The 26797-nt window shown below is 74.0% G+C and carries 23 protein-coding genes; 16 read left to right on the top strand and 7 right to left on the bottom strand.

Features of this window, described 5'->3' with window-relative positions; all coding sequences use genetic code 11:
- The first annotated feature begins 414 nt into the window (after nt 1-414).
- The 14 genes from ACFY15_RS33895 to ACFY15_RS33830 all read left to right on the top strand — a co-directional run bounded on the left by ACFY15_RS33895 (nt 415) and on the right by ACFY15_RS33830 (nt 16733).
- Nucleotides 415-1668 (top strand): hydroxymethylcytosylglucuronate/cytosylglucuronate synthase, encoded by a 1254-nt coding sequence (locus tag ACFY15_RS33895; RefSeq protein WP_390690736.1) that lies wholly within the window; start codon nt 415-417, stop codon nt 1666-1668.
- Between the two features lie 95 nt (nt 1669-1763).
- Nucleotides 1764-2753 carry a cytosylglucuronate decarboxylase gene (gene blsE / locus ACFY15_RS33890; protein ID WP_390690737.1) on the top strand — a complete coding sequence of 330 codons (990 nt, stop codon included), beginning with the start codon at nt 1764-1766 and terminating at the stop codon, nt 2751-2753.
- On the top strand, nt 2741-3676 hold the full coding sequence (blsF, locus tag ACFY15_RS33885; RefSeq protein ID WP_390690738.1) for a CGA synthase-related protein: 936 nt from the start codon (nt 2741-2743) through the stop codon (nt 3674-3676). The genes blsE and blsF overlap by 13 nt, the downstream gene beginning before the upstream one ends.
- A 121-nt stretch (nt 3677-3797) precedes the next feature.
- Nucleotides 3798-4964: an arginine 2,3-aminomutase gene (gene blsG / locus ACFY15_RS33880; RefSeq protein ID WP_390826736.1), complete on the top strand. Its 1167-nt coding sequence runs from the start codon at nt 3798-3800 to the stop codon at nt 4962-4964.
- Entirely contained in the window at nt 4961-6142 is a 1182-nt protein-coding gene (locus tag ACFY15_RS33875; protein ID WP_390690740.1) for a DegT/DnrJ/EryC1/StrS family aminotransferase, read from the top strand. Before blsG ends, ACFY15_RS33875 begins: the two co-directional genes overlap by 4 nt.
- Nucleotides 6139-7377 (top strand): ATP-dependent carboxylate-amine ligase, encoded by a 1239-nt coding sequence (locus tag ACFY15_RS33870; protein ID WP_390690741.1) that lies wholly within the window; start codon nt 6139-6141, stop codon nt 7375-7377. Before ACFY15_RS33875 ends, ACFY15_RS33870 begins: the two co-directional genes overlap by 4 nt.
- A gap of 83 nt (nt 7378-7460) precedes the next feature.
- On the top strand, nt 7461-8717 hold the full coding sequence (locus ACFY15_RS33865) for an MFS transporter (protein WP_390826735.1): 1257 nt from the start codon (nt 7461-7463) through the stop codon (nt 8715-8717).
- 92 nt (nt 8718-8809) lie between these two features.
- Complete coding sequence (locus ACFY15_RS33860) at nt 8810-10693, top strand: hypothetical protein (protein WP_390826734.1); 1884 nt, start codon at nt 8810-8812, stop codon at nt 10691-10693.
- Between the two features lie 28 nt (nt 10694-10721).
- Nucleotides 10722-11372, top strand: coding sequence for a class I SAM-dependent methyltransferase (locus ACFY15_RS33855; RefSeq protein ID WP_390690744.1), 651 nt, complete (start codon nt 10722-10724; stop codon nt 11370-11372).
- Nucleotides 11373-11442: 70 nt separating this feature from the next.
- A complete protein-coding gene (locus ACFY15_RS33850; protein ID WP_390826733.1) occupies nt 11443-12000 on the top strand; it encodes a nucleoside 2-deoxyribosyltransferase in 558 nt (185 codons plus the stop codon).
- Between the two features lie 114 nt (nt 12001-12114).
- A complete protein-coding gene (locus tag ACFY15_RS33845) occupies nt 12115-12573 on the top strand; it encodes a GNAT family N-acetyltransferase (protein ID WP_390826732.1) in 459 nt (152 codons plus the stop codon).
- 344 nt (nt 12574-12917) lie between these two features.
- Nucleotides 12918-13538 (top strand): 2Fe-2S iron-sulfur cluster-binding protein, encoded by a 621-nt coding sequence (locus ACFY15_RS33840; RefSeq protein ID WP_390826731.1) that lies wholly within the window; start codon nt 12918-12920, stop codon nt 13536-13538.
- Nucleotides 13535-14551: an FAD binding domain-containing protein gene (locus ACFY15_RS33835; RefSeq protein WP_390826730.1), complete on the top strand. Its 1017-nt coding sequence runs from the start codon at nt 13535-13537 to the stop codon at nt 14549-14551. The genes ACFY15_RS33840 and ACFY15_RS33835 overlap by 4 nt, the downstream gene beginning before the upstream one ends.
- Nucleotides 14552-14588: 37 nt before the next feature.
- Nucleotides 14589-16733, top strand: a complete 2145-nt coding sequence (locus ACFY15_RS33830; RefSeq protein ID WP_390826729.1) for a xanthine dehydrogenase family protein molybdopterin-binding subunit — start codon at nt 14589-14591, stop codon at nt 16731-16733.
- 24 nt (nt 16734-16757) lie between these two features.
- Here ACFY15_RS33830 and ACFY15_RS33825 read toward each other — a convergent pair whose 3' ends face one another.
- The 6 genes from ACFY15_RS33825 to ACFY15_RS33800 form a co-directional block, all read right to left on the bottom strand.
- Complete coding sequence (locus ACFY15_RS33825; RefSeq protein WP_390826728.1) at nt 16758-17099, bottom strand: DUF4185 domain-containing protein; 342 nt, start codon at nt 17097-17099, stop codon at nt 16758-16760.
- Nucleotides 17100-17199: 100 nt separating this feature from the next.
- Nucleotides 17200-17931 (bottom strand): hypothetical protein, encoded by a 732-nt coding sequence (locus tag ACFY15_RS33820; protein ID WP_390826727.1) that lies wholly within the window; start codon nt 17929-17931, stop codon nt 17200-17202.
- Nucleotides 17932-18073: 142 nt separating this feature from the next.
- On the bottom strand, nt 18074-18358 hold the full coding sequence (locus ACFY15_RS33815; protein ID WP_390826726.1) for a hypothetical protein: 285 nt from the start codon (nt 18356-18358) through the stop codon (nt 18074-18076).
- Between the two features lie 138 nt (nt 18359-18496).
- A complete protein-coding gene (locus ACFY15_RS33810) occupies nt 18497-18970 on the bottom strand; it encodes a hypothetical protein (RefSeq protein ID WP_390826725.1) in 474 nt (157 codons plus the stop codon).
- Between the two features lie 126 nt (nt 18971-19096).
- On the bottom strand, nt 19097-20659 hold the full coding sequence (locus ACFY15_RS33805; RefSeq protein ID WP_390826724.1) for a mucoidy inhibitor MuiA family protein: 1563 nt from the start codon (nt 20657-20659) through the stop codon (nt 19097-19099).
- An 8-nt stretch (nt 20660-20667) separates the two neighbouring features.
- Nucleotides 20668-22830, bottom strand: a complete 2163-nt coding sequence (locus tag ACFY15_RS33800; RefSeq protein ID WP_390826723.1) for a DUF4139 domain-containing protein — start codon at nt 22828-22830, stop codon at nt 20668-20670.
- 407 nt (nt 22831-23237) lie between these two features.
- Here ACFY15_RS33800 and pgm point away from each other — a divergent pair, with 407 nt between their 5' ends.
- Entirely contained in the window at nt 23238-24878 is a 1641-nt protein-coding gene (gene pgm / locus ACFY15_RS33795) for a phosphoglucomutase (alpha-D-glucose-1,6-bisphosphate-dependent) (RefSeq protein WP_390826722.1), read from the top strand.
- A 70-nt stretch (nt 24879-24948) separates the two neighbouring features.
- Nucleotides 24949-25251, top strand: coding sequence for a hypothetical protein (locus tag ACFY15_RS33790; protein ID WP_390826721.1), 303 nt, complete (start codon nt 24949-24951; stop codon nt 25249-25251).
- 203 nt (nt 25252-25454) lie between these two features.
- Here the strand turns inward: ACFY15_RS33790 and ACFY15_RS33785 are convergent, their stop codons facing one another.
- Nucleotides 25455-26735, bottom strand: a complete 1281-nt coding sequence (locus ACFY15_RS33785) for a serine hydrolase domain-containing protein (RefSeq protein WP_390690758.1) — start codon at nt 26733-26735, stop codon at nt 25455-25457.
- Nucleotides 26736-26797: the final 62 nt, after the last annotated feature.

Below are 26797 nucleotides of genomic sequence, written 5' to 3'. Positions count from 1 at the left end.
GACGCCAGCGCCAGCCGCACATCGTCCGCGGCTACTTCGGCGGCCCACACGTCCGCTACGTCCTGGACGAGAACCCCATGAGTTTCTGATCAATAGCGGCCGGATTCCTTCGGGGCGATTCGGTTACGGCGGCCCGACTGGCGGGATTTCGACCGTGTGGCGCATATCCAATTGCTCTCCACCGGCTGTCGATTATGCGACTGATCAGGCTATTCACTCGTCGGTTTCAGGGCTGCGGCAATTCCTTGCAGCATGCACCCGCATGCGGAATGGTGGTGCTCGACGGGGACTTCGGGAAGCGTTCACCGATCCCTCCATGGGCGGCTGCGCCTGCGTGTGTGCAGATGCGTGCGCCACACCCTTCTCCCCTTTCCCGGTAATGCCATCCCTCCACCGAAATGCGAGAGTCAGCCGATGCCGCCCATCCCCGCACTGAACTCCGCGACTCCCTCCGATCCGCCGGACGCTGCCACCGTCGCACTCGTCGGGGCGGAATTCGGATGGGGAAGTTCGGGAAAACTGAGCGCGGTGCTCTCCGCGCTGCGGGACCGGCCGGCGCCTCCCCTGCGTTTCGTCGGAATGGCATCGGGCCTGGGCCGCCCCCTGCTCGCCGAACACGCGGTGGACGGCTGGTACGACCTGCCGGACGATCCCGGCCGAGCGGCTGCCTGGGTCGCGGAGTTCGTACGGTCACAGGGGGTGCGGGCCGCCGTCGTGGTCCTGGACGGCGCGGCGGCGACGGCACTGCTGGCCGCCGGTGTACCCACCGTCTTCGTCGACAGCCTGCCCTTCCTCTGGTCCGAGGGCGACCGGGCCGCGCTGCCGCTGGACGCGACCGTGTACTGCGCCCAGAAGAGCGTCGAGCTGCCGCCCGAGTGCCGGAGCGTGCTCGCCGACGCCCGGGGGCTGCGCTGGGTCGAGGCGGTCATCGCCCGGCCCCGCGCCTCGGAGCCGGAACGGGGGACCCGGCGGAGTGCGGGCCGCCCGTACCGCAGGGCACTGATCAGCCTGGGCGGTCTGCGCGCGCCGAACCTCCTCGCTCCGGAGCACTACCCGCGCCTGGTCCTCCCGGCCGCCCTCGAGGCCCTCGCCGCCCACGGGGTCGAGGAGGTGCACATCGCCGGCAACCTGCCCGGCGGCCTGGTGGGCGGCCTCCTCGACTCCTGCGCCGCCGCGCCGCGGACCACCGCCGGCCCGCTGGGGCACGGCGCCTTCCTGGCGCGGCTGGACGCCTGCGACGTCCTGCTCACCTCACCGGGTCTGACCACCCTGCTCGAAGCGGGCGGGCTGGGCGTCCCCACCGTCTGCCTGCCTCCGCAGAACCTCAGCCAGATCTTCAACGGCCGCTACCACAGCCAGGCGCTCGGGGCCGGGCTGCGGGTGCTCTGGCCGAAGGAGGTACTCGTCGAGGACGATGTGCTGGCGCTCCGCTCGAAGGGCGAGGACCACGCTCTGGAACGGATCTACGGCGCCATCGGTGCGGCCGCGCAGGGCGATGACCGGCAGGAGGTGGGCCGCGCCCTGCGCGACGGTGTCCTGGAAGCGCTGCGCCGCTCCGCCGGCGTCGGCGCGTGGGACGCGCTCACCACCGCGGTGGGCACCCGCGGCTCGGCCCAGGTGGCCGACGCACTGCTCGAAGTCCTGGGCGCGTCCGGTCCTCCGTCCTGACCCGCCCGCACGGTCCGGCCGGCCCGGCAGCCACCCGGCGCCGCCCCACCACACCGTCCCACCCGTCCGTGAGTCGCCTGGAAGGTCTCCGCCCCGTGCGTACACGCGATCGCTACCTGTTCGTCAGGATCCTGGAAGCCTGCAACGCCGACTGCTTCATGTGCGAGTTCGCCCTCTCCCGCGACTCGTACCGCTTCTCCCCGGAGGACTTCGCCGACCTGCTGCCGAAGGCCAGGGACGCCGGTGTGGGCTACGTCCGGTTCACCGGGGGCGAACCGCTGATGCACCCCGACGTGGTGGACCTGGTGCGCGCGGGTACGGCCGCCGGGATGAAGATGTCCCTCATCACCAACGGCTCGCTGCTGCCCCGTACGGCCGCCCCGCTGGCCGAGGCCGGCCTCGCGCAGGTGATCGTCAGCCTGGACGGCGCCTCGGGCGCCACCCACGACGTCTACCGGCGCACCCCCGGCCTGTTCGACAGCGGGCTGAGGGGCCTGCGGGAGGCCGCCGCGCTGGGTGTCCTCCCGAGGGTCAACACGGTGGTGGGGCCGCACAACTACGCCGAGATGCCACGGCTCCAGGAGGTCCTGACGGAGGCGGGGGTGCTCCAGTGGGAGCTGTCCGCGCTCAAGCTCGACCGCACGATCACCTATCCGGACGCCGACCACGTCCGCAGCGTCTGCGATCCGGTCTACGACGCCGACCCGGCCGCCCTGCTGGTCCCGATGGGCAAGCGCTTCTACGGGGACACCCCGCAGGAGCAGGAGCGGTACTTCACCAGGTCGGTCACCCCGCGTGCCGCCGAACCGCTGTGCCACGTCGCCGACGACGTCATCTACGTGGACGGCAAGTACGGGCGGATGTACGCGTGCAGCTGCATCCCGCACCGGGAGGGCGACGACGGGCCCGGCGGCGCGCCGCTGCGGGAGCAGGGGGTGATCCGGCTGGACACCCCGGTGTTCCGGGCGCACGCCGACTACTTCCGCGAACGCGGTCCGCAGGTGTGCAGCGGGTGCTCCACCACCGCCGCCGGGTACAGCGACGACGTGGCGCGGCTCGGGGCGGTGGGGGCATGGCACTACTGAACCCGTCCGGGGCCGCTCCGGCCGCGACGGAAGGCGGCGGCTCCCCCGGCCCGCGGGTGCTGCTGGGCGCTTGCGAGGACCGGCTGGACTCGGTCCTCGCCCTCGCCCGGGTGGCCGCCCACCTCGGGGGCCTGCGCCGGACCGGCCGGGACGGGCTCCAACCCCTGCCGGCCGCGGCGCTGGTCTGCGACGACGTGGCCGCCACCGGGCGGCTCCTGGAGCTGGGCGTACCGGTGGTCCATCTGGAATCGGGGCCCTCCGGCCCGGCCGACGGCCAGGCACCGCCGGGGCGCGCGCTCGTGCGGGTGCACCGGCCGGGGTGGCTGCCGCCGTCCGGCCCCGGTGCCCGGGCCGCCCGGCCCACCGGGGTCCTCGCGCCGCGGCGCACCGGGCGCAACCGGACCCGCTCGGGCACCCTCGTGATGCTGTCGCTGTGGGGCGTCCCGGACGCCGAGGCCGGGGCCTTCGCGTCCGGAGCGCTGCGCGAGCTGGCCGCTGCCGCACTGCACCGCACCGGGAGCTGCACCGTGGTGGTCGACACCGGGCTCGCACGCGTGCGGTCCGCGCTGGCGGCGCATCCGGGTGTCCGGGTGCTCCGGGCCGCCGGGGCCGACCCGGACGCCCTCCACGCCGGCGCCGCCGTGTTCCTCGCCTCGCCGGTTCTCGGGGCACTGGCCCTCGCCCAGGCGCGCCGGGCACCGCTGGCGCTGCTTCCGCCGCTGGGGGCCGCCCAGCGGACCCTTGCCGCACTGGTCGGCGAGGTCCTGCCGCTGCCTTCGGCCGTGGACCCCGCGGACCCGGGCCTGTGGGCGCCCCCGGCGGCGGCCGGGCCGTGGCACCTGCTCGACCCCGACCTGGACGACCTGCGCGGCGCACAGCGGGTCGCCCGTACCGTCCGTCAACTCGCGCTCGCCCCCCTGTGAACCCCGCCCCCGTGTACCCCGCCCCGGGGCCGCCCGCCCACGTCTCCTCGTCAGCCCGCCGGTCCGGCCCCGCCGCTTCCGGCCCACTCACCCACGTCGTCCGCGCCGTGCTGGAGCCGCCATGTCCGACACCGTCCGCGAACCCGTCACCGCCACCCGCCCCGAACTGATCCGTCCCCGGATCCCCGAGAACGACTGGGACGACTGGCGCTGGCACATGCGCCGGCGCATCACCAACACCGAGAAGGCCAGGCAGTGGATCAACCTGAGTGCCGACGAGGAGGAGGCCATCGCCGGGGTGGCGGGCAAGTACCGCTGGAGCGTCACCCCGTACTACGCCTCCCTGATGGACCCGGACGACCCCGCCTGTCCGGTCCGGCAACAGGCGGTGCCGGCGCTGGGCGAGCTGACGGAGTTCCCCGGTGCCGAGGTCGACCCCGTCGGGGACACCTACTACCGCAGGACCAACCGGGTCGTGCACAAGTACCCGGACCGCGTGATCATGCTGATCACCGAGGCCTGCCCCGTCTACTGCCGCCACTGCACGCGCAAGTTCCACACGACCGACGTCGACGGCACCTACTTCCGTGACGACGAGGGCGGCTCCTTCGACGAGGACCTGCGCTACATCGCCGACCACCCGGAGATCCGGGACGTCCTGCTGACCGGCGGCGATCCGCTCTCCTATCAGGACGGCAAGCTGGAGGAGATCATCGCCGGGCTGCGGGCGATCCCCAGCGTGGAGATCATCCGCATCGGCAGCAGGTTTCCCGTCCTGCTGCCGCAGAGGATCACCGAAGATCTCTGCTCCATGCTCGCGCGCTACCACCCGGTCTGGCTGAACACCCATTTCAACCACCCCAAGGAGATCACGCCGGAGGCCGCGGCGGCCGTCGACCGCCTGCTGCGGCACGGCATCCCGGTCGGGAACCAGACGGTGCTGCTGCGCGGGATCAACGACGACGTCGCCGTCATGCGCACCCTGATGACCGAGCTGCTGCGGATCCGGGTCCGTCCGTACTACCTCTACCACTGCGACAACGTCACAGGGGTCTCCCACTTCATGACGACGGTGGAGAAGGGCTGGGAGATCATGGACGGCCTCCAGGGCCACATCACCGGGTTCGGCGTCCCCCAGTACGTCCTGACCACCAGGATCGGGAAGATCCCCATCGCGCGGCCCTCCTTCACCCCCACCCCCGACGGCCTGCTGCTGCGCAACTACCGAGGCCAGGAAATGGCCGTCGGCGGCGACGCGCAGCCGATCACGGAGTCCGACACACGATGAGCACACTCGACAAGCGGCTCGGGCAGCGCTTCCTGCCCTACGGAGCGAACTACCTCGACTGGTCCGACATGTCGGAACTGAAGAAGGTGATCGAGCACCAGGTCCTGTTCCGCTACCAGACCGAGACCGAGAGCATGGCCTCCCGCCTGGAGCGGACCGTGGCCGAACGGCTCGGCGCGGGCCACGCCCTGGCCGTGCACAACTGCACGGAGGCACTGCGGCTGGCGCTGATCTCCACCCGCCCGGCCGTCGGCGACCCGGTGTACATCCCGGCCGTGACGTTCGTCGCGGTGGCCGGAGCGGTGCTGTCCTGCGGCCTGATCCCGGTCCTCGTCGATGCCGACGACTCGCTCTCGATGGACCCGACGCTGCTGCCGCCGGACGCGCAGCGCGTGATCACGGCCCACATGGAGGGCACCGTCGCCCCGCTGCCGGCGGGCGTGCCCTACCTGATCGAGGACTGCGCCCAGTCGCTCGGCGCACGCCTCCCCGACGGCCGGTACGCGGGAACGGCGGGCTACGCCGGGACGTTCAGCTTCCACCACAACAAGGTCCTCACCTCGGGCGAGGGCGGGCTCGTCGTCACCGGCGCCGACGACGCCTGGGCGACCATGCGCCGCTACCACGACCACGGTTCGGCCCGGGTTCCCGGCCACTACCCGACCTGGGACGAGGACGCCCACTTCGGGGAGAACTTCGTCACCAGCGAGCAGGTCGCGGCCGTCCAGTGCCAGCAGTTCCGCCACCTCGACGAGCTGCTCGCCGGACTGGAGCGGATGTACGCGATCGCCATGGCCGAACTGCCCGGCCGCCCCGGCCTGGAGGTCCGGCCCCGGGCGGCCGGCGACGTGAAGGTCAGCCTGCGTTTCCGGTGCGAGAGCAGGGAACTGCGGGACGCCGCGGTGGCCGCGCTCACCGGGGCCGGCATCGCCAACTGGACGCTCGGGAAGTACCTGCTGCCCGCCCACCCGGTGCTCACCGGCCGCCGTTCGCTGTACCGCGACGGCTTTCCGTGGAACCACGCCCCGGAGGGACCCCTCGCCCTCAGCCGCGACGGCTTCGCCCGCACGAGGGACCTGCTGGACCGCACCCTGTGCCTGCCGCTCTCCCCGGAACTCCCGGAGGAGGAGCAGGCGCTCGCGGTCAAGGCCGTCCGCCGGGTGCTGGAGGCGGTGTGAGCGGCGCCGAGGTGCTGTTGATGGTGGACGACCGGCCGTCGTCCTTCACCCGCTACGCGGCCCGGGAGCTGGCCGGCCGACTGGTCCTGCTGCGGTTCGACGACACCCGGCCGGACCTGCCCGAGGAGCACCTGCGGGAGACCGCGCACCTGCCCGCCTTCTGGGTGCGCGCGGACGCGGCGCCGGCCGAGGAGGCCCGGCGGTACCGGGAGTGGGCGGCGGGGCTGCCGGCGGCACCGACCAGGTTCTGCAACCCCTCGGAGCCCCGGCAGGCGGCCGCCCAGCGGTTCGCGCGGCTCGCGGGCCTGCCGCACCTGACGGAGCGGCAGGTGGCCCTGGTCCGGGACAAGGCGGCCATGAAGGCCTGCTTCCGGGAACTGGGCCTGCGGACTGCGGAGTTCGAGCGGGTGCGGTCAAGCGCCGGGATCGAGCGGTTCGCCGGCCGGCACGGCTGGCCGGTGGTGCTCAAGCCGGTGGACTCGTTCGCCTGTGTGGACACCCACCGGCTCGACGGGCCGGGCGACCTGGCCGGGATCGACCTGGCGGCGCGGGACTGGATGGTGGAGGCGTACCTCGGGGGGACGGAGTGGGAGGTCTGCGCGATCGTCCTCGGCGGCGAGGTCCTCGACGCGTGGCCGAGCGCCATGCCCTGCCGCCCGCTGGACATCGTCGACGGCGCGATGAACGCCAACATCAGCGTCGGCACCGGCGAGGGTCCGGCCGTCGACCTGCGGGCCCTGGTCCAGCGCATCGTCACGGGCATGGGCATCGACCACGGCTACGCCCACATGGAGTTCTTCCTGATCGACGGCGAGGTGTACGCCGGCGAGATCGGCGTCCGGCTCGCCGGCTGCGAGATCCCCGCGAACCACGGCCACGCGTACGGCTTCGACGTGTTCGGCGCCACCCTGGCGGTCTACCTCGGCCGGCGGCCCGACCTCCGCTACGGCGAGCGCCGCTGCGCGGGTGACCTGCTGCTGCCGCTGCCCGGCTCCGGGACGATCCGGCGGGTCACCTCGCGCGAGGAGCTGCTGGCCATGCCCGGGGTCGTCGACGCGGTGCTGAAGGTTCGCGTCGGCGACACCGTGACGGCCCGCCGGGCCTCGCACAACGCCTCGGGGTACGCCCATGTCGTGGGAGCCTCGGTCGGGGAGGTGGAGAGCCGCATGCGCGACGTACTGGCCCGGTTCACGATCGAGGTGGTGGCGCAGGAGTCGTCCGCCGTCCTTGCCTGACCGCCGCCCGAGCCGGACGCCGCAACGGCGGCCCGGCACCCGGACCGGCCGCGCCGCGCGGCCGTCGAAACGGAGACCGACACGTGACCAGCGGCCTGCCCCGTCGCTTCCTCGACCTGCTCACACGTCCCCGGGTGGCCGGGGCGGCCTGGTGGAGCGTCGTCTCCAGGCTGCCGGTCTACCTGATGTCGCTGGCCCTCGTCCTGACCGTCCGTGAGCAGGGCGGCAGTTATGCCCAGGCCGGGCTGGTCGCGGCGCTCTACACGGTCGGGATGGCCCTGGGCAGCCCGCTGATCGCCCGCCGCCTCGACCGCAGCGGCCGCGCGGCGGTGCTGACCGCGACCGCCGTCGCCTACCCGCTGGCACTCGCCGTCCTGGTGGGGGCGACCCGCCCCGGCGGCTGGGCGCAGCCGGCGGTGGCGGTCGTCGCGGGGATGGTGCTGCCGCCCGCGAACGCCTGCATGCGCTCGCTCTGGGCGCGGCTGCCCCTCCGGGAGGAGGAGCGCGAGACGGCCTACCTGTGGGAGGCGCTGCTCACCGAGGTCCTGGTGATCGGCGCGCCGCTGATGCTGGCGGCGCTGATGCTGGCCGGCCCGGCGGGGCGGGCGCTCACGGTGATCGCGGTGGTGGGGGGCGTGGGCACGCTCGGGCTCGCGTACACGCGGCTGCCCGCCGGCACCGAGGCCGCCCCGCAGGCCCCGAAGGGTCCGCGCCACCCGCTGGGCCCGCTGCGGGAGCCCGCCCTGCTGGCGCTGGCCGGCATCATGGCCGTTTCCGCGGTGCCCATCGGTCTGCTGACCCTGGCCATCCCGGCGTTCGTCGACCGGCACGGGGCTCCGGGTGGCGCGGGCGTGGTGTACGCCTGCTGGGGTGTCGGCAGCGCGCTGGGGGCCGTCTGGTTCGGCCGGTCCCAGTCCGAGGTGGCCCCCCAGGTGCGCCTGCCCCGTCTCCTGCTGGCCTACGCCGCCGGCACCGGGCTGACGCTGCTCGCCGGCTCCCAGGCGGGCCTGGCCGTGGCGCTCGCGGTGGGCAGCGTACCGATCGCCCTGGTCTCCGCCACCGAGATGAGCCTGGTGAGCGGCATCGCCGAAGGACGGTCCATGGCGGAGGCGTTCACCTGGGCGTCACTGGCCACCGTCCTGGGCGACGCGCTCGGCCAGCAGGCCGGCGGGTTGCTGATGGATCCGTTCGGGCCGCGGACGGTGTTCGCGGTGGCGACCGGAACCGCCCTGGCCGCCGCCGCGCTGTCCTTCGTCTGCCGGGGGCTGCTGGCGCGGCGTGCGGCGCCATGTGCCGAAGTGGGCGGCATGACGGCCGAACCCGGCATGCCGGCCCCTTGACCCGTACCCGGCGCGCAGCCACTCCCCGTCCTTCCCTCTCCCCGTTCCCCTTACCCCGCGCCCCCGGCGCGGACGACACGAGGTGGTCCACCATGAACGCAGCGCTCACCGAGCAGCGAACCGACGGGCCTGCCGGGCCGGGGCCCCTGTTCCGCCCGGTCGCCAGGCAGGAATTCGCCCGAGCGGTAAGGGAGTTCCTGGGCTCACCCGAACTCCTGCCGGTGCCGGTGCCGACCGGGGACCGCGCCGATCTGGCGGAGAGCGTCGAGCTCGCCGGCCGGCTGTACGGCGGTCTGCGGCGTCCGCACCCGCTGGACGTCGGGGTCCTCCTCGGCACGGGGCACCTGCCCGAGGGACTCGCGGAGCTGGCCCGTCCGTTCGCACGGACGTGGGTGGGCGAGGAGGAGCTGGCGGACATCGCGGCGTTCCGGTCCCGGCACCGCGGTTCGCTGCTGGTCGTCGGCCGTTACGACCGGCTCACCCTCGACCCCGTCCGGGACCTGCTGATGGCCACCTACCGGGGCCCGCGGAACGGCCTGACGCTGCTCAGCGGCCGCGACGGTGCCTCGGTCTGCTGGAACGTCGCCAAGCAGTACGCGGAACCCGCCCTCGACGTCGACGCACTGGGCCTGTTCACCGACACGGACCGCCCTCCGCGGCTGCCCGGTGTCCAGGTCTTCGACGACCGGGACTTCGAGCGCGCCGACATCCAGGCGGAGATCCTGGGCACCCGATGGCGGCGGGTGGGGTTCCAGGGCCACGGCAAGGACGACAGCGTCAACCTCGGCGAGTTCACCATCTGCGGTCTGAACACCTCGGCTCCGGCCACCCCCGGGCTGCTCGGCCCGCGCTGCGCGTACGGGCTGCCCTGCTACAAGCCGGAGGACAAGCTGGTCCCCCTCAACCGGGTGGAGGCCGTGGAGCTGGTGCTCAGCGCGTGCAACAGCGGTCCCCTCTCGGACCTCGCCCTCTACGACCCGAAGTACCAGCTGCTGCTGAACGCGCTCGACGGTCCGGCCCGTACGGTGGTCTCGGCGGTGTCGGTGCACGACTCCGACCGGCCCGAGAACGTCGCCTGGATGCACGGCGCCCTCACCGGCGCGGACTCGGTCGACACCCTCAACGCCAGCCTGGCGGGCTCGCACCCCTACCCGGCGTTCATGCGCTTCGGGCTGCCGGGCGCTCCGGAGGACACGCCGGCGCCGCCCGCTCCCGCGGACCACCGCCCCGGCCCGCTGCTGCTGACCGCGGGCGCCCGGCTCACCGCCTACCTCGCCTCGGACCTGCTGCCGCACAACCACCCGCTGCGGCCCCGGCTGACCAGACTGGCCCGGAAGGTCGACCTCTGGGTGGCCAGGCCCACGCATCTCGCCGACCAGTCGCCCGAGCAGATCGAGGCCTCCCTCACGGCGGACCTGCAGTCCCTCGACCACGTGATCACCGAGCAGGTCGCGGCCGATCCCGAGACCGCGCTGATGAACTACCCGGCGTACTTCGGCGACCGCAGCAGCCTGGACCCGGACGTCCGGGAGGTCACCTGCCACTGCGGCCGCCCCGCGCAGGAGTTCACCCGGCGGGGCCTGCTCCCGCACGTCCTGGACACCACCTGCGCCGTCTGCATGCGGTGCGGCGACGTCACCTTCCGGATCCCGGACGCACCCGCCCTGCTCGCCCACGCCGCCGACGAGGTCGCGCAGGGCGGGGTGCTGGAGGTACGGGCCACGGTCACCGCGGCCCGTACCGGGCCGGTCCGGCTGGGCCTCTTCGTCCCGACCTACCTGCGCGAGGACACGACCGTGGAGCCCGCCACCACCAGGCTCCGGCTCACCGGTGGCCGGGCTGAGGACGTCGCCTTCCGTGTGCGCTTCGCCCCCGAAACCGCCCCGCAGGCCTACTACTTCACCGTGTTCGCCGTACAGGACCTGGCCGTCTCCACGGCCCGGCGCCACTTCGGCGTCGTTCCCCGGACCGTCTGACCGACCCCCACCCCACGAGGAGAAGAGCATGCAGAGCCAGGACGTAGCCGAGCCGGGCACCGCGCCCGCGGACAAGCCGGCGATCGAACTGATCGAGCAGAACGGCGAAGTGACCCTCAGCATCGGCGGCGAGCAGGCCATGCAGGCCTGGGAGCGGGACCTGATGTGGGCCAGCGCCGACATGCTGTGCGAGTACGGAAAGGACTTCTACGAGGTCGGGCTCGGGCTCGGCCTGTCCGCGCTGCGCATCGCCGGCAACCCCGCGACCCGCAGCCACACGGTGCTGGAACTCTTCGGCGAGGTCGAGGACCTGTTCCGGGCCCAACACCCCCGGGTACCCGGCAACCTCACGATCGAGCGCGGCGACTTCTTCGAGCGGATCTTCGAACTGCCGTCGGAGAGCATCGACGGGATGTTCTTCGACCCCGCCCTCGACATGGAGGTCTGGACGGACGCCGAGCTGTGGGCCAGGGTCATGCCGGAGGTCGTCCGGGTGCTGCGCCCCGGCGGCGTCTTCATCCCGTTCTTCAGCACCAAGCCGGAGCTGCGCTGGCAGTACCTCCCGCACTTCCGCCGGATCCGGGTGGAGCGGCACCCCTTCGTCGCGTACGACACCACCGAGTACACGCACGGCGGCACCACCGGCGACGCGTTCATCCAGTGCTTCCTCAAGGACTGACCCGGTCCGCCCTCCAGCCGCCGCCCGCACCCGACACCACTCACCAGCGCTCCTCCCGGAGGTACCTCCCATGGCCATCACGCCGCCCCTCGACCCGCCTGCCTCACTCGGCTCCCCCTCCTCCCCCGGCATGCGCCCCGACCTGGGCATCCGCTCGATCTTCCTCGCCGGCCCGTTCATCCAGCTCCTGGACCCCAAAACCGGGGAGATGCCGGCCGGTGCCCGGGCCCCGTTCGACGTCCTGATCAAGCACTTCGAGGCGCAAGGGCTCTCCGTGCACAACGCCCACCGCCGCGAGGCGTGGGGGGCGGAGCTGATGCGGCCGGAACAGTGCACCAAGCTCGACCAGGACGAGATCCGCAAGGCCGACGTGTTCGTGGCCCTGCCGGGCCACCCGGCCTCCCCGGGCACCCACATCGAGATCGGGTGGGCCAGTGCCTTCGACAAGCCGATCGTCCTGCTGCTGGAGCGCGACAGGGAGTACACCTTCCTGGTGCAGGGCCTGCACACGGTCGCGTCGGTGGAGTACGTGGTCCACACGGACATCGCCGCCTGCCTGCCCGCCGTCGACCGGGCGGTGGACCTGGCGGTCCTGCGGCAGCGGGAGGGCAGCGGCGGCCGTCGGTGAATCGGGCCGGGCGGACACCGCGGCCGGCTCCGCTCCCTGCGCCGCGAGCACGGGGACGTAGCCGGCCGCGGCGGGGGCGAGGGCTACGCGCGCGCCCGGCGCTAGTCTGGTGCGATGAAGATCACCGTCGACGACCTGTCGGGCCCCGAGACGGCCGCGTTCCTGGCCGAGCACGTCAGTGAGATGCGGTCCATCACCCCGCCGGAGAGCAAGCACGCCCTGGACCTGGAGGGTCTGCGCCGGCACGACGTCACGTTCTGGACGGTGACGGACGACAGCGGGACCATCGTCGGCTGCGGCGCCCTCAAAGCACTGGAGGGCGAGCACGCCGAGGTCAAGTCGATGCGCACCGCCTCCGCCCACAAGCGCTCGGGCGTCGCGTCCCTCCTGCTCGACCACCTGATCGGCGAGGCCCGCCGGATGGGGTACACACGCCTGAGCCTGGAGACCGGCGCCGCGGACTTCTTCGCCCCGGCCCGTGCCCTGTACGCGAAGTTCGGCTTCGAGCCCTGCGCCCCGTTCGCCGACTACCGGCCGGACCCCCTCAGCGTCTTCCTGACCCGCCTCCTCTGACCCCGGACCCTGCGCGAGCGCTGCGAGGGGTCCGTACGCCGTGTGCTCCCATCCCCCACGCCGTCAGACGGTGCCGAGAACAAGGTCGGCGCGGTGGCGACCCTGAGCGACGAGGCGGGCGTTGGGCTCGTCCGACCGGGCCACCCAGGCGCGCGCGGGCGGCGTCGAAGGTGTCCGGGGCGCCCTTGCGGTCCGCGCGGCCCGTGCGCTCCGGCGATTCCGTGGGCCGAACGGGGGAGGTCCGGGGAGGCCGTCGGGGGTGTGGGGCGCGGGCGGGTGCGGGAGGGGTCAGGCTGGGCAGGGGGCGGACGGACCTCCCCCAGCGGACGACAAGGGAGCTCGCCGTGGCCCACGCATCCGACCCGCCACCCGGGCAGCCGCACGGTACGCCGGAGGGCGCGGTCGTCGCCGGCACCCGCTCGCGCGTGAGCCTGCGCGTCAACGGGATCCGCCACGAGCTCGACCTGGATCACCGCGTCACGCTCCTCGACGCCCTGCGCGAGCACCTGGACCTGACCGGAGCCAAGAAGGGATGCGACCACGGGCAGTGCGGGGCCTGCACCGTTCTCGTGGACGGGCGGCGCGCCAACAGCTGTCTGCTGCTCGCCGTCACCCTCGACGGCTGCGGGGTCACGACCGTGGAGGGCCTCGCCGGGCCCGACGGCGCCCTCCACCCGCTCCAGCTCGCCTTCATCGAGCAGGACGCCTTCCAATGCGGTTACTGCACCCCCGGCCAGCTCTGCTCCGCCGTCGGCGCCCTGCGCGAAGCCGCCGCCGGCGACCCCTCGCACGTCACCGCCCCCGGTCCACGGACAGGGCCCGCCGCGCTGACGGCGGAGGAGATCAGGGAACGGCTCAGCGGCAACCTGTGCCGCTGCGGCGCCTATCCGGCGATCGTCCGGGCCGTCGCCGACGCCGCCTCGAACGCCTCGGCCACCAGGACCGGCGCGGACGTGATCGCATGAAGCCCTTCGCCTACGTACGCGCCACCAGCCTCCGCGAGGCCGCCGACGCGCATGCCGCGCACCCCGGTGCCCGCTACCTCGGCGGCGGCACCAATCTGGTGGACCTGATGAAACTGGGCGTCGAGACCCCCACCGCCCTCATCGACATCTCCCGGCTCCCCCTGGACGAGATCACCGCACTCCCCGACGGGGGCCTGCGCATCGGTGCCACGGTCCGGGGCAGTGACCTGGCCGCCGATCCCCGGGTGCGCGCACTCCACCCGATGCTCGGGCAGGCCCTGCTCGCCGGTGCCTCCGGCCAGCTGCGCAACGTCGCCACCACCGGTGGCAACCTGCTCCAGCGCACCCGCTGCGCCGCCTTCCAGGACCCCTCCAAGCCGTGCAACAAGCGAGACCCCGGCAGCGGCTGCGGGGCCCGGGACGGTCTTCACCGCGACCACGCGGTCCTCGGACACTCCGAGCACTGCATCGCCACCCATCCCTCCGACATGGCGGTGGCCCTCGCCGCGCTGGACGCCGAGGTCGAGCTGTACGGCGGACCGGACACCACCCGTACGGTGGCGGCCGCCGAGTTCCACCGGCTGCCCGGTGACCACCCCGAGCAGGACACCGTCATCCGCCCGGGAGAGATCGTCACGGCGGTGCTGCTGCCCGCCGCGGCCCCCGGCGCCGTATCGTCCTACCGCAAGGCCCGCGAACGCGCCTCGTACGCCTTCGCCCTCGCGTCGGTCGCCGTCGTCCTCGACCTCGACCCCGGCGACGGCCACGTGCGCCGCATCGCCCTCGCCTTCGGCGGTCTCGCCCACCGGCCCTGGCGGGCCACCACGGCCGAGGCGCTGCTGACCGGGGCCGCGCCGCACCCCGACGCCGTGCGCGCGGCGGTCGACGCCGAGCTCGCCCGGGCGCAGCCCCTGCGCGACAACGCGTACAAGATCCCCCTCGCCCGCGGCCTCGCCTGCGACACCATCGCCGCACTGGCCGGCACGCATCCCGGTTCCCCCACCACGCCGTGAGCGGCGCCGCCGACCAGGACAGGACCACAGGACCACGATGAGCCCCACCTCCGCCACCCTCGACACCGCCGCCGAGGCCCTGCTCGGCACCCCCGTCCCGCGGCGCGAAGGCCGGGAGAAGGTGACCGGCGCCGCGCTGTACGCCGCCGAACGGCACCTGCCGCGAAGGGCCTACGCCTGGCCGGTGCCCGCGACGATCGCCCGCGGCCGGATCACCGCCGTGGACACCGCTGCCGCCCTGGCCCTGCCCGGCGTGCTGGGCGTCCTCACCCCGTACGACGCACCGCGGCTGGGCCCGTCCGACGACCCCACCCTGCAGCTGCTCCAGGACCTGCGGGTACCGCACCGCGGCTGGTACGTGGCGCTGGCCGTCGCCGACACCCTGGAAGGGGCCCGCGCCGCCGCCGACGCGGTGCGCGTCACGTACGAGGCGGAGCCGCACGACGTCGTCCTGCGCGAGGGGCACCCCGGCCTGTACACCCCGGAGGAGGTCAACGGCGGCTACCCGGCGCACCGCGAGCAGGGGGACCCTGACGCGGCGTTCGCCTCCGCGCCCGTATGTGTCGACGTCCGCTACGCGGTGCCTCCCCTGCACAACCATGCGATGGAGCCGCACGCCGCCACCGCGGACTGGGACGCCGGGCGCGGCCACCTCACCGTGTACGACTCCTGCCAGGGCACCACGGTGGTGCGCGCCGTCCTGGCCGGACTGTTCCGGCTGCCCGAGGAGCGGATCACGGTCCTGGCGGAGCACGTGGGCGGCGGATTCGGCTCCAAGGGCACGCCGCGACCCCACGTCGTCCTCGCCGTCATGGCCACCCGGCACTGCGGACGCCCCGTCACCGTGGCGCTGCCCCGGCAGCACATGGCCGCCACCGTCGGCCACCGCGCTCCCACCCTGCACCGGGTCCGGCTCGGCGCCCGCGCCGACGGCACGCTCCTGTCCCTCAGCCACGAGGTCACCACGCACACCTCGCGGGTGCGCGAGTTCGTCGAGCAGGCCGCCGTACCGGCGCGGGTGATGTACGCGGTCCGGGACAGCCGCACCACGCACCGCGTCGCCGCGCTCGACGTACCCACCCCCTCCTGGATGCGGGCCCCCGGCGAGGCCCCCGGCATGTACGCCCTGGAGTCGGCCATGGACGAGCTGGCCGACGCCCTCGGCATGGACCCCGTCGAGCTGCGCGTACGCAACGACCCGGCCACCGAGCCCGACAGCGGCCGCCCCTTCAGCAGCCGCCACCTCGTGGAGTGCCTGCGCGAGGGCGCGAGGCGCTTCGGGTGGGCCGGCCCCCGGCCGCCCCTGCGGGAGGGGCCGTTCCTGGTGGCGAGCGGTGTGGCCGCCGCCACCTACCCGGTGTACATCGCCCCGGCGGGCGCCCGGGCCCACGCCCGCCCCGACGGGAGCTTCCTCGTCGAGGTCAACGCCACCGACATCGGCACCGGAGCCCGTACGGTCCTCTCCCAGATCGCCGCCGACGCGCTCGGGGTCCCGCTGGAGGCGGTCTCGCTGTCCCTCGGCAACAGCGCGCTGCCCGCCGGACCCGTGGCCGGCGGTTCCACGGGGACGGCGTCCTGGGGCTGGGCGGTGCACGACGCCTGCACCGCGCTGACCGACCGGCTGGCCCGGCACCACGGCCCGCTGCCCGACGCGGGGCTCTGCGCGTCCGCCGACACCACCCAGTCGGCGAAGCAGAAGTCCCCGTACGCGCGCCACGCGTTCGGGGCGCATTTCGCCGAGGTCCAGGCGGACACGGTCACCGGGGAGGTACGGGTCCGCCGGCTGCTGGGGGTCTTCGCCGCAGGCCGCGTCCTCAACCCGCGCACGGCCCGCTCGCAGTTCGTCGGGGGAATGGTGATGGGGCTGGGCATGGCACTGACCGAACACGGCGGCCTCGACCCGGCGTTCGGCGACTTCGCGGAGCGCGACCTGGCCTCCTACCACGTGCCGGTGAACGCAGACGTCCCCGCCGTCGAGGCCCACTGGATCGACGAGCACGACAAGCACCTCAACCCGATGGGCAGCAAGGGCGTCGGGGAGATCGGCATCGTCGGCGCCGCGGCGGCCATCGGCAACGCCGTGAGCCGGGCGACCGGCCGACGCCTGCGCGAGCTGCCCCTGACCCCCGACCGGGTCCTGGCCGCCCTCGCCGGCGGGGGCGACTCCGCCGAGGGAGCATGAGGGAGGGAGCGCGGCGGGTGCGGCTCAGCGACGCCGCCACCGGCTCGTGCAGGGGATGGGCGGCCGACAGGGCGAACAGCTCGGCCGTCGCTTCGGGAAGCCGGCCGAGCCGCAGCTGCAGCTCCAGTGGTAGGGGTAGTCGTGCCAGGTCACCCCGTGGTCGTCGGAGTAGGCCACACCGGACATCAGCGACCCGTCCCATCCGGCGGGCGGGTCCCAGGTGAACACCGAGGTGTACTGGATGTAGGTGCGGCCGCCGAACTCGATGCAGTCGTTGGGGATGCGGGAGACCTCGGTGTCGCCGTAGCCGTTGTCCTCGTTGTGCCGGTAGTCGAAGAGCTGGCCGGCCGCGCCGCCCCTGGGCATGGCCCAGGTGACGGCTGAGGCCCCGACGGCCGGTCGTCCGCCCGCGCGTCCCCCGTCCGGAGGGCGGCCCGCCCGGTTCTCCTCCGAGCGGGCACCGGGGTCAGGCGGAGGTGGTCCAGGCGGTCGACAGGCCGTCGAGCCACGCGGGCGGCAGTTCCGCGGCGTCCCACTGCTCCCGCAGTGCCTGCGGGGAGGCCAGGAGCCGTTCCAGGACGGCGACGCTCGTCGCGGAGTGCAGGAGCGAGTAGCGGCCGTGGACCTGGGTGGCGCTGTCCGGTCCGAACTCCGCGAAGAGCCGCTCGAGGCGGCCGCGGTGGAGCGTGGCGAACTCCGTCAGCCGTCCGGCGTACCCGGCCCGCATCCGGGGGCTCATCGTCCCTAGGACGGCGACGAGCACCTCTTCGGTCACCTCCGGATCCAGCTCCGACACCGCGGTGAACGACAGGTACAGGGGGGTGACCGCGACCTTGACCCGCTCCACTTCCATCCGCCGGGCCCGGGGATGCGCGCCGGTCCCGCCCTGGTCCCCGTCGGGCCCCGTGACCCCCACCAGGGTCCGCTCGGCCACGGCGCCGAGCTCCTCCAGCAGGGCCTCGGCGCCGTCGAGCCAGCCCGACCGGTACTCCTCGCCCTTGTCGCCGGGGACGCTCGGCCCGGCGCTGCCCAGTTCCTCGTGCGCGAGGGCCAGGGCACCCGCCTCGACGAGCCCGATCAGTTGGTGCGCGTCGCCGGAGGGGACCCCCGCACGCGCGAGGAGCTGCAGCAGCGTCGTCCTCGCGTTGTCGACACTGACCGCGTCAGGCCACCGACGTCCCTCGTGGGCCGTGCTCATCCGCTCCTCCTCGTCGCCCGGTAGTGCAGTGTGCACAAAGAGATCGTTCCCGGCAACGGTCCGATCTCTGCGAGAAGGGGTCGTGGCGGGCTGCGGCCCTCAAGGATCCTCCGGCCGGCGATCGGGCTTGCGGCGTGCTCCGCTATGCGAGGGCCACGACTTCACCGGACGTGACCTGGGGCGGGTTCGGGAGCAGGGCCGTGAGATGGTCCCGGACGAAGTCCGCCGCGGTCGCGATCGACGCCTCGACGCCGGCCCGGTCCTGGAAGACGCTGGTCGAGAGCATCACTCCGTCCCCGGCGTCGATCCAGTAGTAGGCCACGAATCCGGGGACCCCGCGCATGAGCGGCACGAACCCCTCGCTCACGATGCGTGCCGCCTCGGCGGGATCCGTCACGCCTTCGTACCGGCGGACTGCTGCGTACACGGTTGACTCCTCGATGGCTGCGCGCGGTCGTCGCCAGGACCACGTACCCTCGCGGCAGGTGCCCCGATGGCACCTCGTGCGGCTTTCACCGCCACGCACCCCTTCCCTGAGCCGAACGGCGCCTTCGGGCCGGCCGGGTCAGCGGGTCCCGGCCGGCGACGGCTCCGCCGCCGACAGCGGCTCGGCGATGTCCTCCAGCGAGCGGCGCTCCGCCCTGACCGCCAGGAACGCCGCCACCAGGCCGGCGGCGCACATCGGTGCGGCGCCGATCCGGAAGGCGAGTGCGGTGTCGTCGACCACGCCCGACCCGGTGAGGTCGGCGAAGATCAGCGGGCCGCTGATACCGCCGGCGGCCGTGCCGAGGGCGTAGAAGAACGCGATGATGTCGAGGCCGCTGCCCTCCTCGGCCAGGCGACCGGCGACGTTGCCGACGACGGTCACCTCGAGTCCGTCGAGGATCCAGACGGTGCCGAGGCCGATCACGATCATCCAGTGCCACCGGGACCACGGCAGGCGGTCCAGGCGGGCCGGGACGGCCGCGGTGACGGTGCCCGTGGCGGCCGGCGGCGCGGACGTCAGCGGCACGGCGGCGGACGACGGATCTGCTGTCATCGTTCCCCGGTTCCCTTCTCCTCGGCCTTCCCCTGCCCAGCCGTGTGCCCCCGAACGGACCCCGCATGCGGACCCGCCTCCGCCGCCCCTGTGGCGGGGGGCGGGCCGCACCCGGCGTCGGGCCGCTCAGACTCCCGTGACCTTGGAGTCCGCCGACAGCTCGTAGACCAGGGTGACCGTCCTGCGGCCGCCGGGCGGGAGGGGGACGTCCCAGCGGACGATGCCCTCGGAGTCGACCGCGTCGGGGGCCGGGGAGCAGGCGTCCCTGCGGAGGCGGACCTCCACGGCGGAGACCTCCGAGACGGGTATCCGCTCGCGGAGGACCACCACCCGGTCGCCCTGCTCGCCGGGGGCGGAGAACCGGGACAGGTGTACCTGCACGGTGCGCGTGACCACGGTCTTCTGCAGGAACCCGGCGGTGTCCCGGGTCTCCTCGGTGTGCCGGGTCACCGCGTGGTCGTCGCGGCTGCCGAAGGCCAGTTCGACGGGCGCTCCCGGCGCGGTCATGTCGAGCGTGCCCCGGCCGGTGAACCCGCCGGCGCGGACCAGGTCCACGGGACCGGACAGCAGGGCGTGACCGGAGAGGTTGTCGAACCGCACCACCTGGGTGACCAGGGGCGCCGCTTCGGGTGAGCAGGCGTACTCGCTGCCCGTGCCCGTCGTGAAGGCGGAGAGCGGCACCCGGTGGGCGCGTCCGTCTCCGGGCACGGACACCGGTGCGGGGGCGCTCAGTACGCGCGTCTCGCCCCCGTCGTCGACCCCCGGAAGGCCCCGTACGGGCGTCGGTCCGAGGTCGGCGATCTCCTCCTCGCGCAGCTCGACGTCGACCGTGCGGCGCTCCGCCGCGGAGCGGTCGGTGAGGGTGAGCCTGTCCTCGCCCAGCCGCGGCGGCGTGGTGGTCCGCGCCGAGCGGGCCGTGGACAGGGTCAGCCGCACGCCGGACCAGTCCTCGCCGGTGCGCTGCCAGACCATCGCGTCGGTCTCCAGCGTCAGGGAGTCCCCGTCGAGTACGGCCCGGTAGGCGGGCCGCCACATGGCGCACGGGGAGAGGTGCGTCAGGCGCAGCCCGGCCGATCCTGCGGTCTCGGCGTGCACGGTCAGCTCGATGTGGCCGACCAGCTCCGCGGGCTCCTGCCCGGCGAGGAGCATGGCGCGCCGGGTGGCACCCAGTTCGGATTCGAGTGCGGTGAACCGGGCCTGGAGGGTGTGCAGTCGCTCTGCGTGGGTGTCGCGCTCGCAGTCCACCCGGTCCAGTTCGGCGGCCCAGCGGTCCGGGTCGGTCTCGCCCGCGCCGGCGCCTTCGGAGATGTCCCGCAGGAGGTCGGCGGCGAGGTGGCCGAGTGCGTCGAGGCGGGCGTGCAGCCGGTCCCGTTGCAGGTCGAGATCCCTGCGTTCCTCTTCGAGTTCGTGCACGCGCAGGCGCAGGGCGGAATCCTCCCCGGCCGACGGCAGCGGCCCGCGGGGCGTCCAGGTCCGGACGATCCGCGCGTCGAGCACGGTCGCGGGGAAGTCGGCGGTCAGCCCGGCGTGAAGGGTCCGGTCGACGGCGAGCGCGCTGACGGGACCCAGGCGCAGCCTCTGCACACCGGCCTCCAGGTCGAGGGCGGCGGACCGTTCGACGTGGGCGCGGTCCTCGAGGCAGGTGACGGCGGTGACGGGGAGGGCGATCGGATTCGAGGCCGTGGTCATGGCGGTTGTCAGCTCCTGCGGTTGCCGCCGGCCAGGGCCTTGCCGGTCGGGATGCGGATCTCGTAGCGGCCTTCGAGGGCGGCGGTGGCGCCTGCGGGCAGGTCGAGCCGCCAGAGGCGGGTGCCGGGGGCGTGGTGCTCGGGCCCGGTGCCCGTCTCGGGGGCCGTCCAGTCGGCCCGGTCCTCGATCCGGACGTCCGGCTCCGAGGTGACGGGTATCCGTTCGCGGACCTCGATGGTGACGGGCCCGGCGAGTCCGTTGGCCAGCTCGACGTGGACGCGGTGGTCGAGCACGGTCGTGCTGTTGCGCAGGCCCGACGTCGACTCGTTCAGATGGGTGCGGCGGGTGACCCGGATGCCCTCGGCGGGGCCGAGCCCGACGCGGCGGACGGCTCCGGGGGCGAGCGTGGGCAGGGCCGTGCTCAGCAGGAACTCGCCGTCGACGGTGACCTCGACCGGGCCGGCCAGAAGGGCCTGGTCGGTGGCGTTGGACAGCACCAGCGTCGCGTACACGGTCTGTTCCACGGACGGCACGGTGAGGTGTTCGGTGCGCAGCCCGACCGGGATCTCCGTGAGGGTGACCGTGTGCCAGGTGCCGTCCGACGGGATGTCGGTGCGTGCGGCGGCGTCGAACCGGTGGTCGAAGGAGCCGGCCGACTCGCGGGGCCGCACCGCGTGGCCGGGCAGCGGCAGCGAGGCCACCTTGTCGGCGCGCCGGCGGTGGGCCTGCGCCACCGGGTCGGACGGGGCTCCCGGGAACAGCAGGCCCCGGCGCTCGCCCGGTTCGTCGGGCCCGCCAAGGACGAGGGCCGAGTAGTCGAGGTCGGCGCCGCCGGGCCGCGGCGGTCCGGCCACCGGGGCCGGGGGCGCAGGAGGTACCGGGAGGCCGCCGGGGGCCGCGGGCGGCCCCGCCGGGGCGGGCGCCCCCGCGAAGGAGGCGGCGGCGCCGGCGCGCGGGCCGCCCGCGGGCCGGGCCGAGCGGGCCCGCGGCGCGGGGCCGGGCGCGGCGCCGTAGCCCTGCGGGGCCGTGGGCTGCGGGGACGGGGCGGCGGACGGCGGGAGTTCGGGCGGCGGAGCGGCTGCCCCGCCCGGAGCGGCGGGGGCGGGGGGCGGAGCGGGGACCGCGGGCGGGGCGGGCGTCGGCGCGGGGGCCCCGGGCCCGGGCCGGGCCCCGAAGCCGGCGGGCGTTCCCGCGGGGGCGGCCGGCCGCGCCGGGACGCGGGGGCGGGGGCCCGCCGCGTCGTATCCGGAGAACAGGTCTGCGAGCCCGGCCGGGGGCTCGCGCCAGCCGGACGGCGCGGGGGCTGCCTGGCGGCGGCCGAGGCGGATCGAGCGGAGCCTGGGCAGGTCGTTGCCGCGCCGGAGGTCGGCGGTGGCCAGGGCGAGGCGTACGCCGGACCAGTCCTCGCCGGTGTGCTGGGCGACCGAGGCACGCATCAGGAGGCGGCCGTCGGTGTCGCCCTGGTGGCAGCTGAGCCGGTAGGCCGGCACCCACAGCGCCCCCGGGACCGCGTACTCCAGTTCCAGCTCCGCGTCCAGCGCCGGTTCCGCTTCCGTGGCCCCGGTGACGTCGAGGGAGAGGACCGCGCAGACCGTCGTCTCCACGTGTGCTGACGGTGCGTCGGTCGAAGCGCGGGCGAGGCGGTCGCCGGCGACGGCGAGCTCGTGCGCGACGGAGTCCAGCGCCTGCTCCAGCTCGGCGAGGCGGGCGTGCAGGCGTGCCAGCCGCTCGTCGACGAAGTCGGCGAGGCCGAGCCATGCGTCGACCGGGGTGCGGCGGTGCGGCGGGTCGCCCTCCCTCGGTGCGGGCGCGGCCGGCTTGAGGCCCCTGACCTCGGCGATCAGGCCGAGCTGCCGGTCCCGGCGGGCCTGCGCCGCCGCGTGCGCGTCCGTCAGCCGCTCGACCTCGCGGCGCAGCCCGTCGGGCGTCCCCGCACCGGGCGGGCCTGCCTCGGCCTCCAGACGCGCCTCGGTGACGCGTGCTCCGGAGGCGCCCAGGACCCGGGCCCGCAGCGATCCCGGCTCCAGCGACCGGGGCAGTCCGGTGACCCGCACCTTGCCGCCGGGCGGCACACTGCCGCGGGCCACGCGCCGGCAGAGCGCACCCTGCGCGTACACCACCACCGAGTCGAGAGTGGACTCCCACCGGTGTTCTGCTGCTTCCGATTTCATGTGCACCGCCCCCACCGCGTCTGTTCTGGTGGAAGCGTACGCAGAAGACGGCACCGGGCTCACCTCGCCCACCGCGCATGGCGGGACGCCGACCTCGCACTCAAGGCCAAGCACCGGACGATGTGGGCGCTCGGCGACTGTCCGGCGGTCGCCACGCGGTCGTGGCGGCTCGCGGGCCCGCATCACATGATCAGCGGAATCCGTGAGGCCTCTCACTGTCCCAAACTGCCTCAAAACCGAATGAAAGGGGGTATATGTGGCCGATAAGAGCGGTGCTCGTTGGGTAGGCCGTACGGGCAGGAGGATCGAAGCGGCGTGCGGAGGGCACGGTCGCTCCCTTCTGCCGCACGGCCACGGCACGGTACGGATCCCATCGGTAGTCCCGAACGGTATGGAGGAACGGACGGATGTCGAACGAGCGAGCGGGTCAGCAGGCGCGGGCGGAAGACCTCGTCGACGTGCCCCGGCTGGTGACCGCGTACTACGCCCTGCACCCGGACCCGGCCGATCCGGCCCAGCAGGTCGGCTTCGGCACCTCGGGGCACCGCGGCTCGTCCCTGGCCACGGCGTTCAACGAGGACCACATCGCCGCGACGAGCCAGGCCATCTGCGAGTACCGGGCCCGCCAGGGCGTGGACGGGCCGCTGTTCCTCGGGGCAGACACCCACGCGCTGTCCGAACCGGCCCGGGTGACGGCGCTCGAGGTCTTCGCCGCCAACGGGGTGCACGTCCTCGTCGACACGGAGGACGGCTACACCCCGACGCCTGCGGTCTCCCACGCCATCCTCACCCACAACCGCGGGCGCGCCGGCGCCCTGGCCGACGGCGTGGTCGTCACTCCCTCGCACAATCCGCCCGCGGACGGCGGCTTCAAGTACAACCCGCCCCACGGCGGGCCCGCCGGGTCGGACGCCACCGGTTGGATCCAGGACCGGGCCAACGAGATCATCGTCGGCGGCCTGAAGGAGGTCCGGCGCCTGCCGTACGCGCGGGCGCTCGCGGCTCCCACCACCGCCCGGTACGACTTCCTCGGGGCCTACGTCCGCGACCTGCCTTCCGTGCTCGATCTGGACGCCGTCCGGGCGGCCGGCGTGCGCATCGGTGCCGATCCGCTCGGCGGGGCGTCGGTCGCCTACTGGGGGCGGATCGCCGAGGAGCACCGGCTCGACCTGACCGTCGTCAACCCGGAGACCGACCCCACCTGGCGGTTCATGACGCTGGACTGGGACGGGAAGATCCGGATGGACTGCTCCTCCCCGCACGCCATGGCCTCGCTGATCGAGGGCCGGGCCCGGTTCGACGTGACGACCGGCAACGACGCCGACGCCGACCGGCACGGCATCGTGACCCCGGACGGCGGGCTGATGAACCCCAACCACTACCTCGCCACGGCGATCGACTACCTCTACCGCCACCGTGAGGGCTGGCCGGCGTCCGCGGGCATCGGCAAGACGATGGTGTCCTCCGGGATGATCGACCGGGTGGCCGCCGACCTCGGCCGGGAACTGGTCGAGGTCCCCGTCGGGTTCAAGTGGTTCGTCGACGGCCTGGCCGGCGGAACCCTCGGGTTCGGCGGCGAGGAGTCCGCGGGAGCCTCGTTCCTCCGGCGCGACGGGTCGGTGTGGACCACCGACAAGGACGGCATCCTCCTCGCCCTGCTCGCCTCCGAGATCCTCGCGGTCACGGGGCAGAGCCCCTCCGAGCGGTACGCCGCGCTCACCGCCCGGTTCGGTACGCCCGCCTACGCCCGCGTCGACGCACCGGCCACCCGGGAGGAGAAGGCCGTCCTCGGCCGGCTGTCGCCGCAGCAGGTCACCGCGGACACCGTGGCCGGAGACGCCGTCACCGGCGTGCTCACCAGTGCCCCGGGCAACGGCGCGGCGTTCGGCGGGATCAAGGTGACCACCGGCCAGGCCTGGTTCGCGGCCCGCCCTTCGGGCACGGAGGACGTCTACAAGATCTACGCGGAATCGTTCCGGGGCCCCGAACACCTCGCCGAGGTGCAGGAAGCGGCGCGCTCGGTCGTCTCGGCGGCCCTGTCCCTCTGACCCTCGGCGGGAAGGGCCCTCCGTGGGAGGGCAGGTGCGGGCGGCCACGGAAGAGGGAACAGGAGGCGTCATGTCCGAGGGAACAGAGGCCGTCGTCGAGGCCGCACTGGAGCCGCACGAGCCGTCCCCGGCCGAGGTCGAAGCCCGCGACCGGGTGCGGAACGAAGCCACGGGCATGACCCGCCATCAGGCGGCCGCCGCGCTGGAGAGCGTGCTGGACGCGGTCGGCCCCACGGCCGACGCCGACCCTGCCGCGCGGGCGGCTCTCGCGGAGTGGCACCGGATCACCGAGGTGCTCGCCGGCCACGGCGGCCCGTACACCCCCGACGCCGACCCCTACGCGCAGGGCCAGCTGACGGCACGCCACCGGTGACGTGGCGAATCCCGGGGGGGCGGCCGGGGCGGCCGTCGGCCGTCGAGGCGAGACGCCGGCCAGTACCAGTCCGGCAGCAGTGCGCAGGGCCTGGTGCGGCCGCGCGGGGGGGGCCGAGGGGGCGAACGCATCACGGGGCGGAGGTCTGCCTGCTCCGGGACCTACCTGTACGCCCGCCGGGCCCGAGGCGCCGGTCCGGCGCGTCAGGGCGTCGGCGAGGGCGTCGTGTCCTTCTGTGCCGCCGCCGGCAGGTCGTAGACGTGCCCGGGGGTGACGACCTCGGTGAGGGCCTGCCCGAAGACCGTGCTCGGTTCCTCCTGCTGGGGCCCGTACGGGATGTCGGTGTTGAGCAGGACGACCATGGTCGCCCGCTGCTCGGGCAGGTAGATGGTGAGGGACTGGTAGCCCGGCAGCGAACCGTTGTGGCCGATCCAGCCCTGCACGTCGAAGATGCCCAGGCCGTAGCCCGCGCCGGGGATGGCGGTGGGCGGGGTGGTGAGCCGCTGCTTCTGCATTTCCGGGCTGACCATCCGCGTGCCGTCGGGGAAGACGCCCGTGGCCACGGTCCTGGCCCAGATCCGCAGGTCGTGCAGGTCGGAGATCATCGCTCCGGCGGCCCAGCCCCAGGAGGGGTTCCAGTCGGTGGCGGCCTCGGTCCTCCCGGACGCGGTCTGCTGGGTGTAGCCCTGGGCGTGGGGGGTGGGGAACGAGGCGTCGTCGGGGAAGCTGGTGCGGTCCATCCCGGCGGGGCGCAGGATCCGGTCGCGGATGTAGGCGGAGAGCGGCTGCCCGGACGCCTTCTCGACCACGAGGCCGAGCAGGATCAGGTTGGTGTTGGAGTAGTTGAACTTCGCGTTCGGTGCGAAGATCACCGGCTGGGGTGCACCGAAGGCGTAGTCCAGCAGTTCCCGGGGGGAGAAGTGCCGCGTCGGGTCGCTGGTGAACGCCTTGTAGAAGGGTTCCGTCGCGGTGTAGCTGAGCAGTCCGCTGCGCATGCCCGCGAGTTCCCTGAGGGTCACCTTGTCCCCGTTGGGGACGCCCGTGACGTACCTGCCGACGGGGTCGTCGAGGCCCACCTTGCCCTGCTGGGCGAGCTGGAGCAGTGCCGTCACCGTGAACGTCTTGGTCTCGCTGCCGATCCGCGAGTACAGGTTGGGCGTCATCCGCCGTCCCGTGGCCTTGTCGGCGACGCCGAAGGCCCGTGTGTACTCGCCCTTGCCGGGTGCGGACACACCGACGATGGCGCCCGGGACACCGGTCTTCTTCAGCACCTCCTGGACGGTCCGGTCCAGCCTGGCGTCCATCGCGTCGTCGAGGACGGGGAAGCCGCCCGAGGGAGAGGGCGGCGCCGAGGCGGTCGGCTGCGGGGCGGGCTGCGGGGTGCGGGCGACGGCGCCGGCGGCCGGGAGGGCGAGGAGGCCTGCCGTGGCGAGCCCTACGCAGGCCGTCCGGTAGAGGCGCTGTCGCTTGTCTGCATGGCTCACTTCGGCCTCCCACCCGACCGGGGCATCGAGTCCTTCCCAGACTAGGCGGGGCGGTTTCCGCC

It is taken from the genome of Streptomyces sp. NPDC001373 (genome assembly GCF_042895815.1).
GTDB lineage: Bacteria > Actinomycetota > Actinomycetes > Streptomycetales > Streptomycetaceae > Streptomyces.
This window is presented reverse-complemented; position numbering and strand designations above follow the sequence as displayed.

Coding starts and splice junctions, on each gene's coding strand:
- ACFY15_RS33895 (WP_390690736.1), top strand. CDS start 415: ATGCCGCCCATCCCCGCACTGAACTCCGCGACTCCCTCCGATCCGCCG.
- blsF (WP_390690738.1), top strand. CDS start 2,741: ATGGCACTACTGAACCCGTCCGGGGCCGCTCCGGCCGCGACGGAAGGC.
- blsG (WP_390826736.1), top strand. CDS start 3,798: ATGTCCGACACCGTCCGCGAACCCGTCACCGCCACCCGCCCCGAACTG.
- ACFY15_RS33875 (WP_390690740.1), top strand. CDS start 4,961: ATGAGCACACTCGACAAGCGGCTCGGGCAGCGCTTCCTGCCCTACGGA.
- ACFY15_RS33860 (WP_390826734.1), top strand. CDS start 8,810: ATGAACGCAGCGCTCACCGAGCAGCGAACCGACGGGCCTGCCGGGCCG.
- ACFY15_RS33855 (WP_390690744.1), top strand. CDS start 10,722: ATGCAGAGCCAGGACGTAGCCGAGCCGGGCACCGCGCCCGCGGACAAG.
- ACFY15_RS33850 (WP_390826733.1), top strand. CDS start 11,443: ATGGCCATCACGCCGCCCCTCGACCCGCCTGCCTCACTCGGCTCCCCC.
- ACFY15_RS33845 (WP_390826732.1), top strand. CDS start 12,115: ATGAAGATCACCGTCGACGACCTGTCGGGCCCCGAGACGGCCGCGTTC.
- ACFY15_RS33835 (WP_390826730.1), top strand. CDS start 13,535: ATGAAGCCCTTCGCCTACGTACGCGCCACCAGCCTCCGCGAGGCCGCC.
- ACFY15_RS33830 (WP_390826729.1), top strand. CDS start 14,589: ATGAGCCCCACCTCCGCCACCCTCGACACCGCCGCCGAGGCCCTGCTC.
- ACFY15_RS33825 (WP_390826728.1), bottom strand. CDS start 17,099: ATGCCCAGGGGCGGCGCGGCCGGCCAGCTCTTCGACTACCGGCACAAC.
- ACFY15_RS33820 (WP_390826727.1), bottom strand. CDS start 17,931: ATGAGCACGGCCCACGAGGGACGTCGGTGGCCTGACGCGGTCAGTGTC.
- ACFY15_RS33810 (WP_390826725.1), bottom strand. CDS start 18,970: ATGACAGCAGATCCGTCGTCCGCCGCCGTGCCGCTGACGTCCGCGCCG.
- ACFY15_RS33805 (WP_390826724.1), bottom strand. CDS start 20,659: ATGACCACGGCCTCGAATCCGATCGCCCTCCCCGTCACCGCCGTCACC.
- ACFY15_RS33800 (WP_390826723.1), bottom strand. CDS start 22,830: ATGAAATCGGAAGCAGCAGAACACCGGTGGGAGTCCACTCTCGACTCG.
- pgm (WP_390826722.1), top strand. CDS start 23,238: ATGTCGAACGAGCGAGCGGGTCAGCAGGCGCGGGCGGAAGACCTCGTC.
- ACFY15_RS33790 (WP_390826721.1), top strand. CDS start 24,949: ATGTCCGAGGGAACAGAGGCCGTCGTCGAGGCCGCACTGGAGCCGCAC.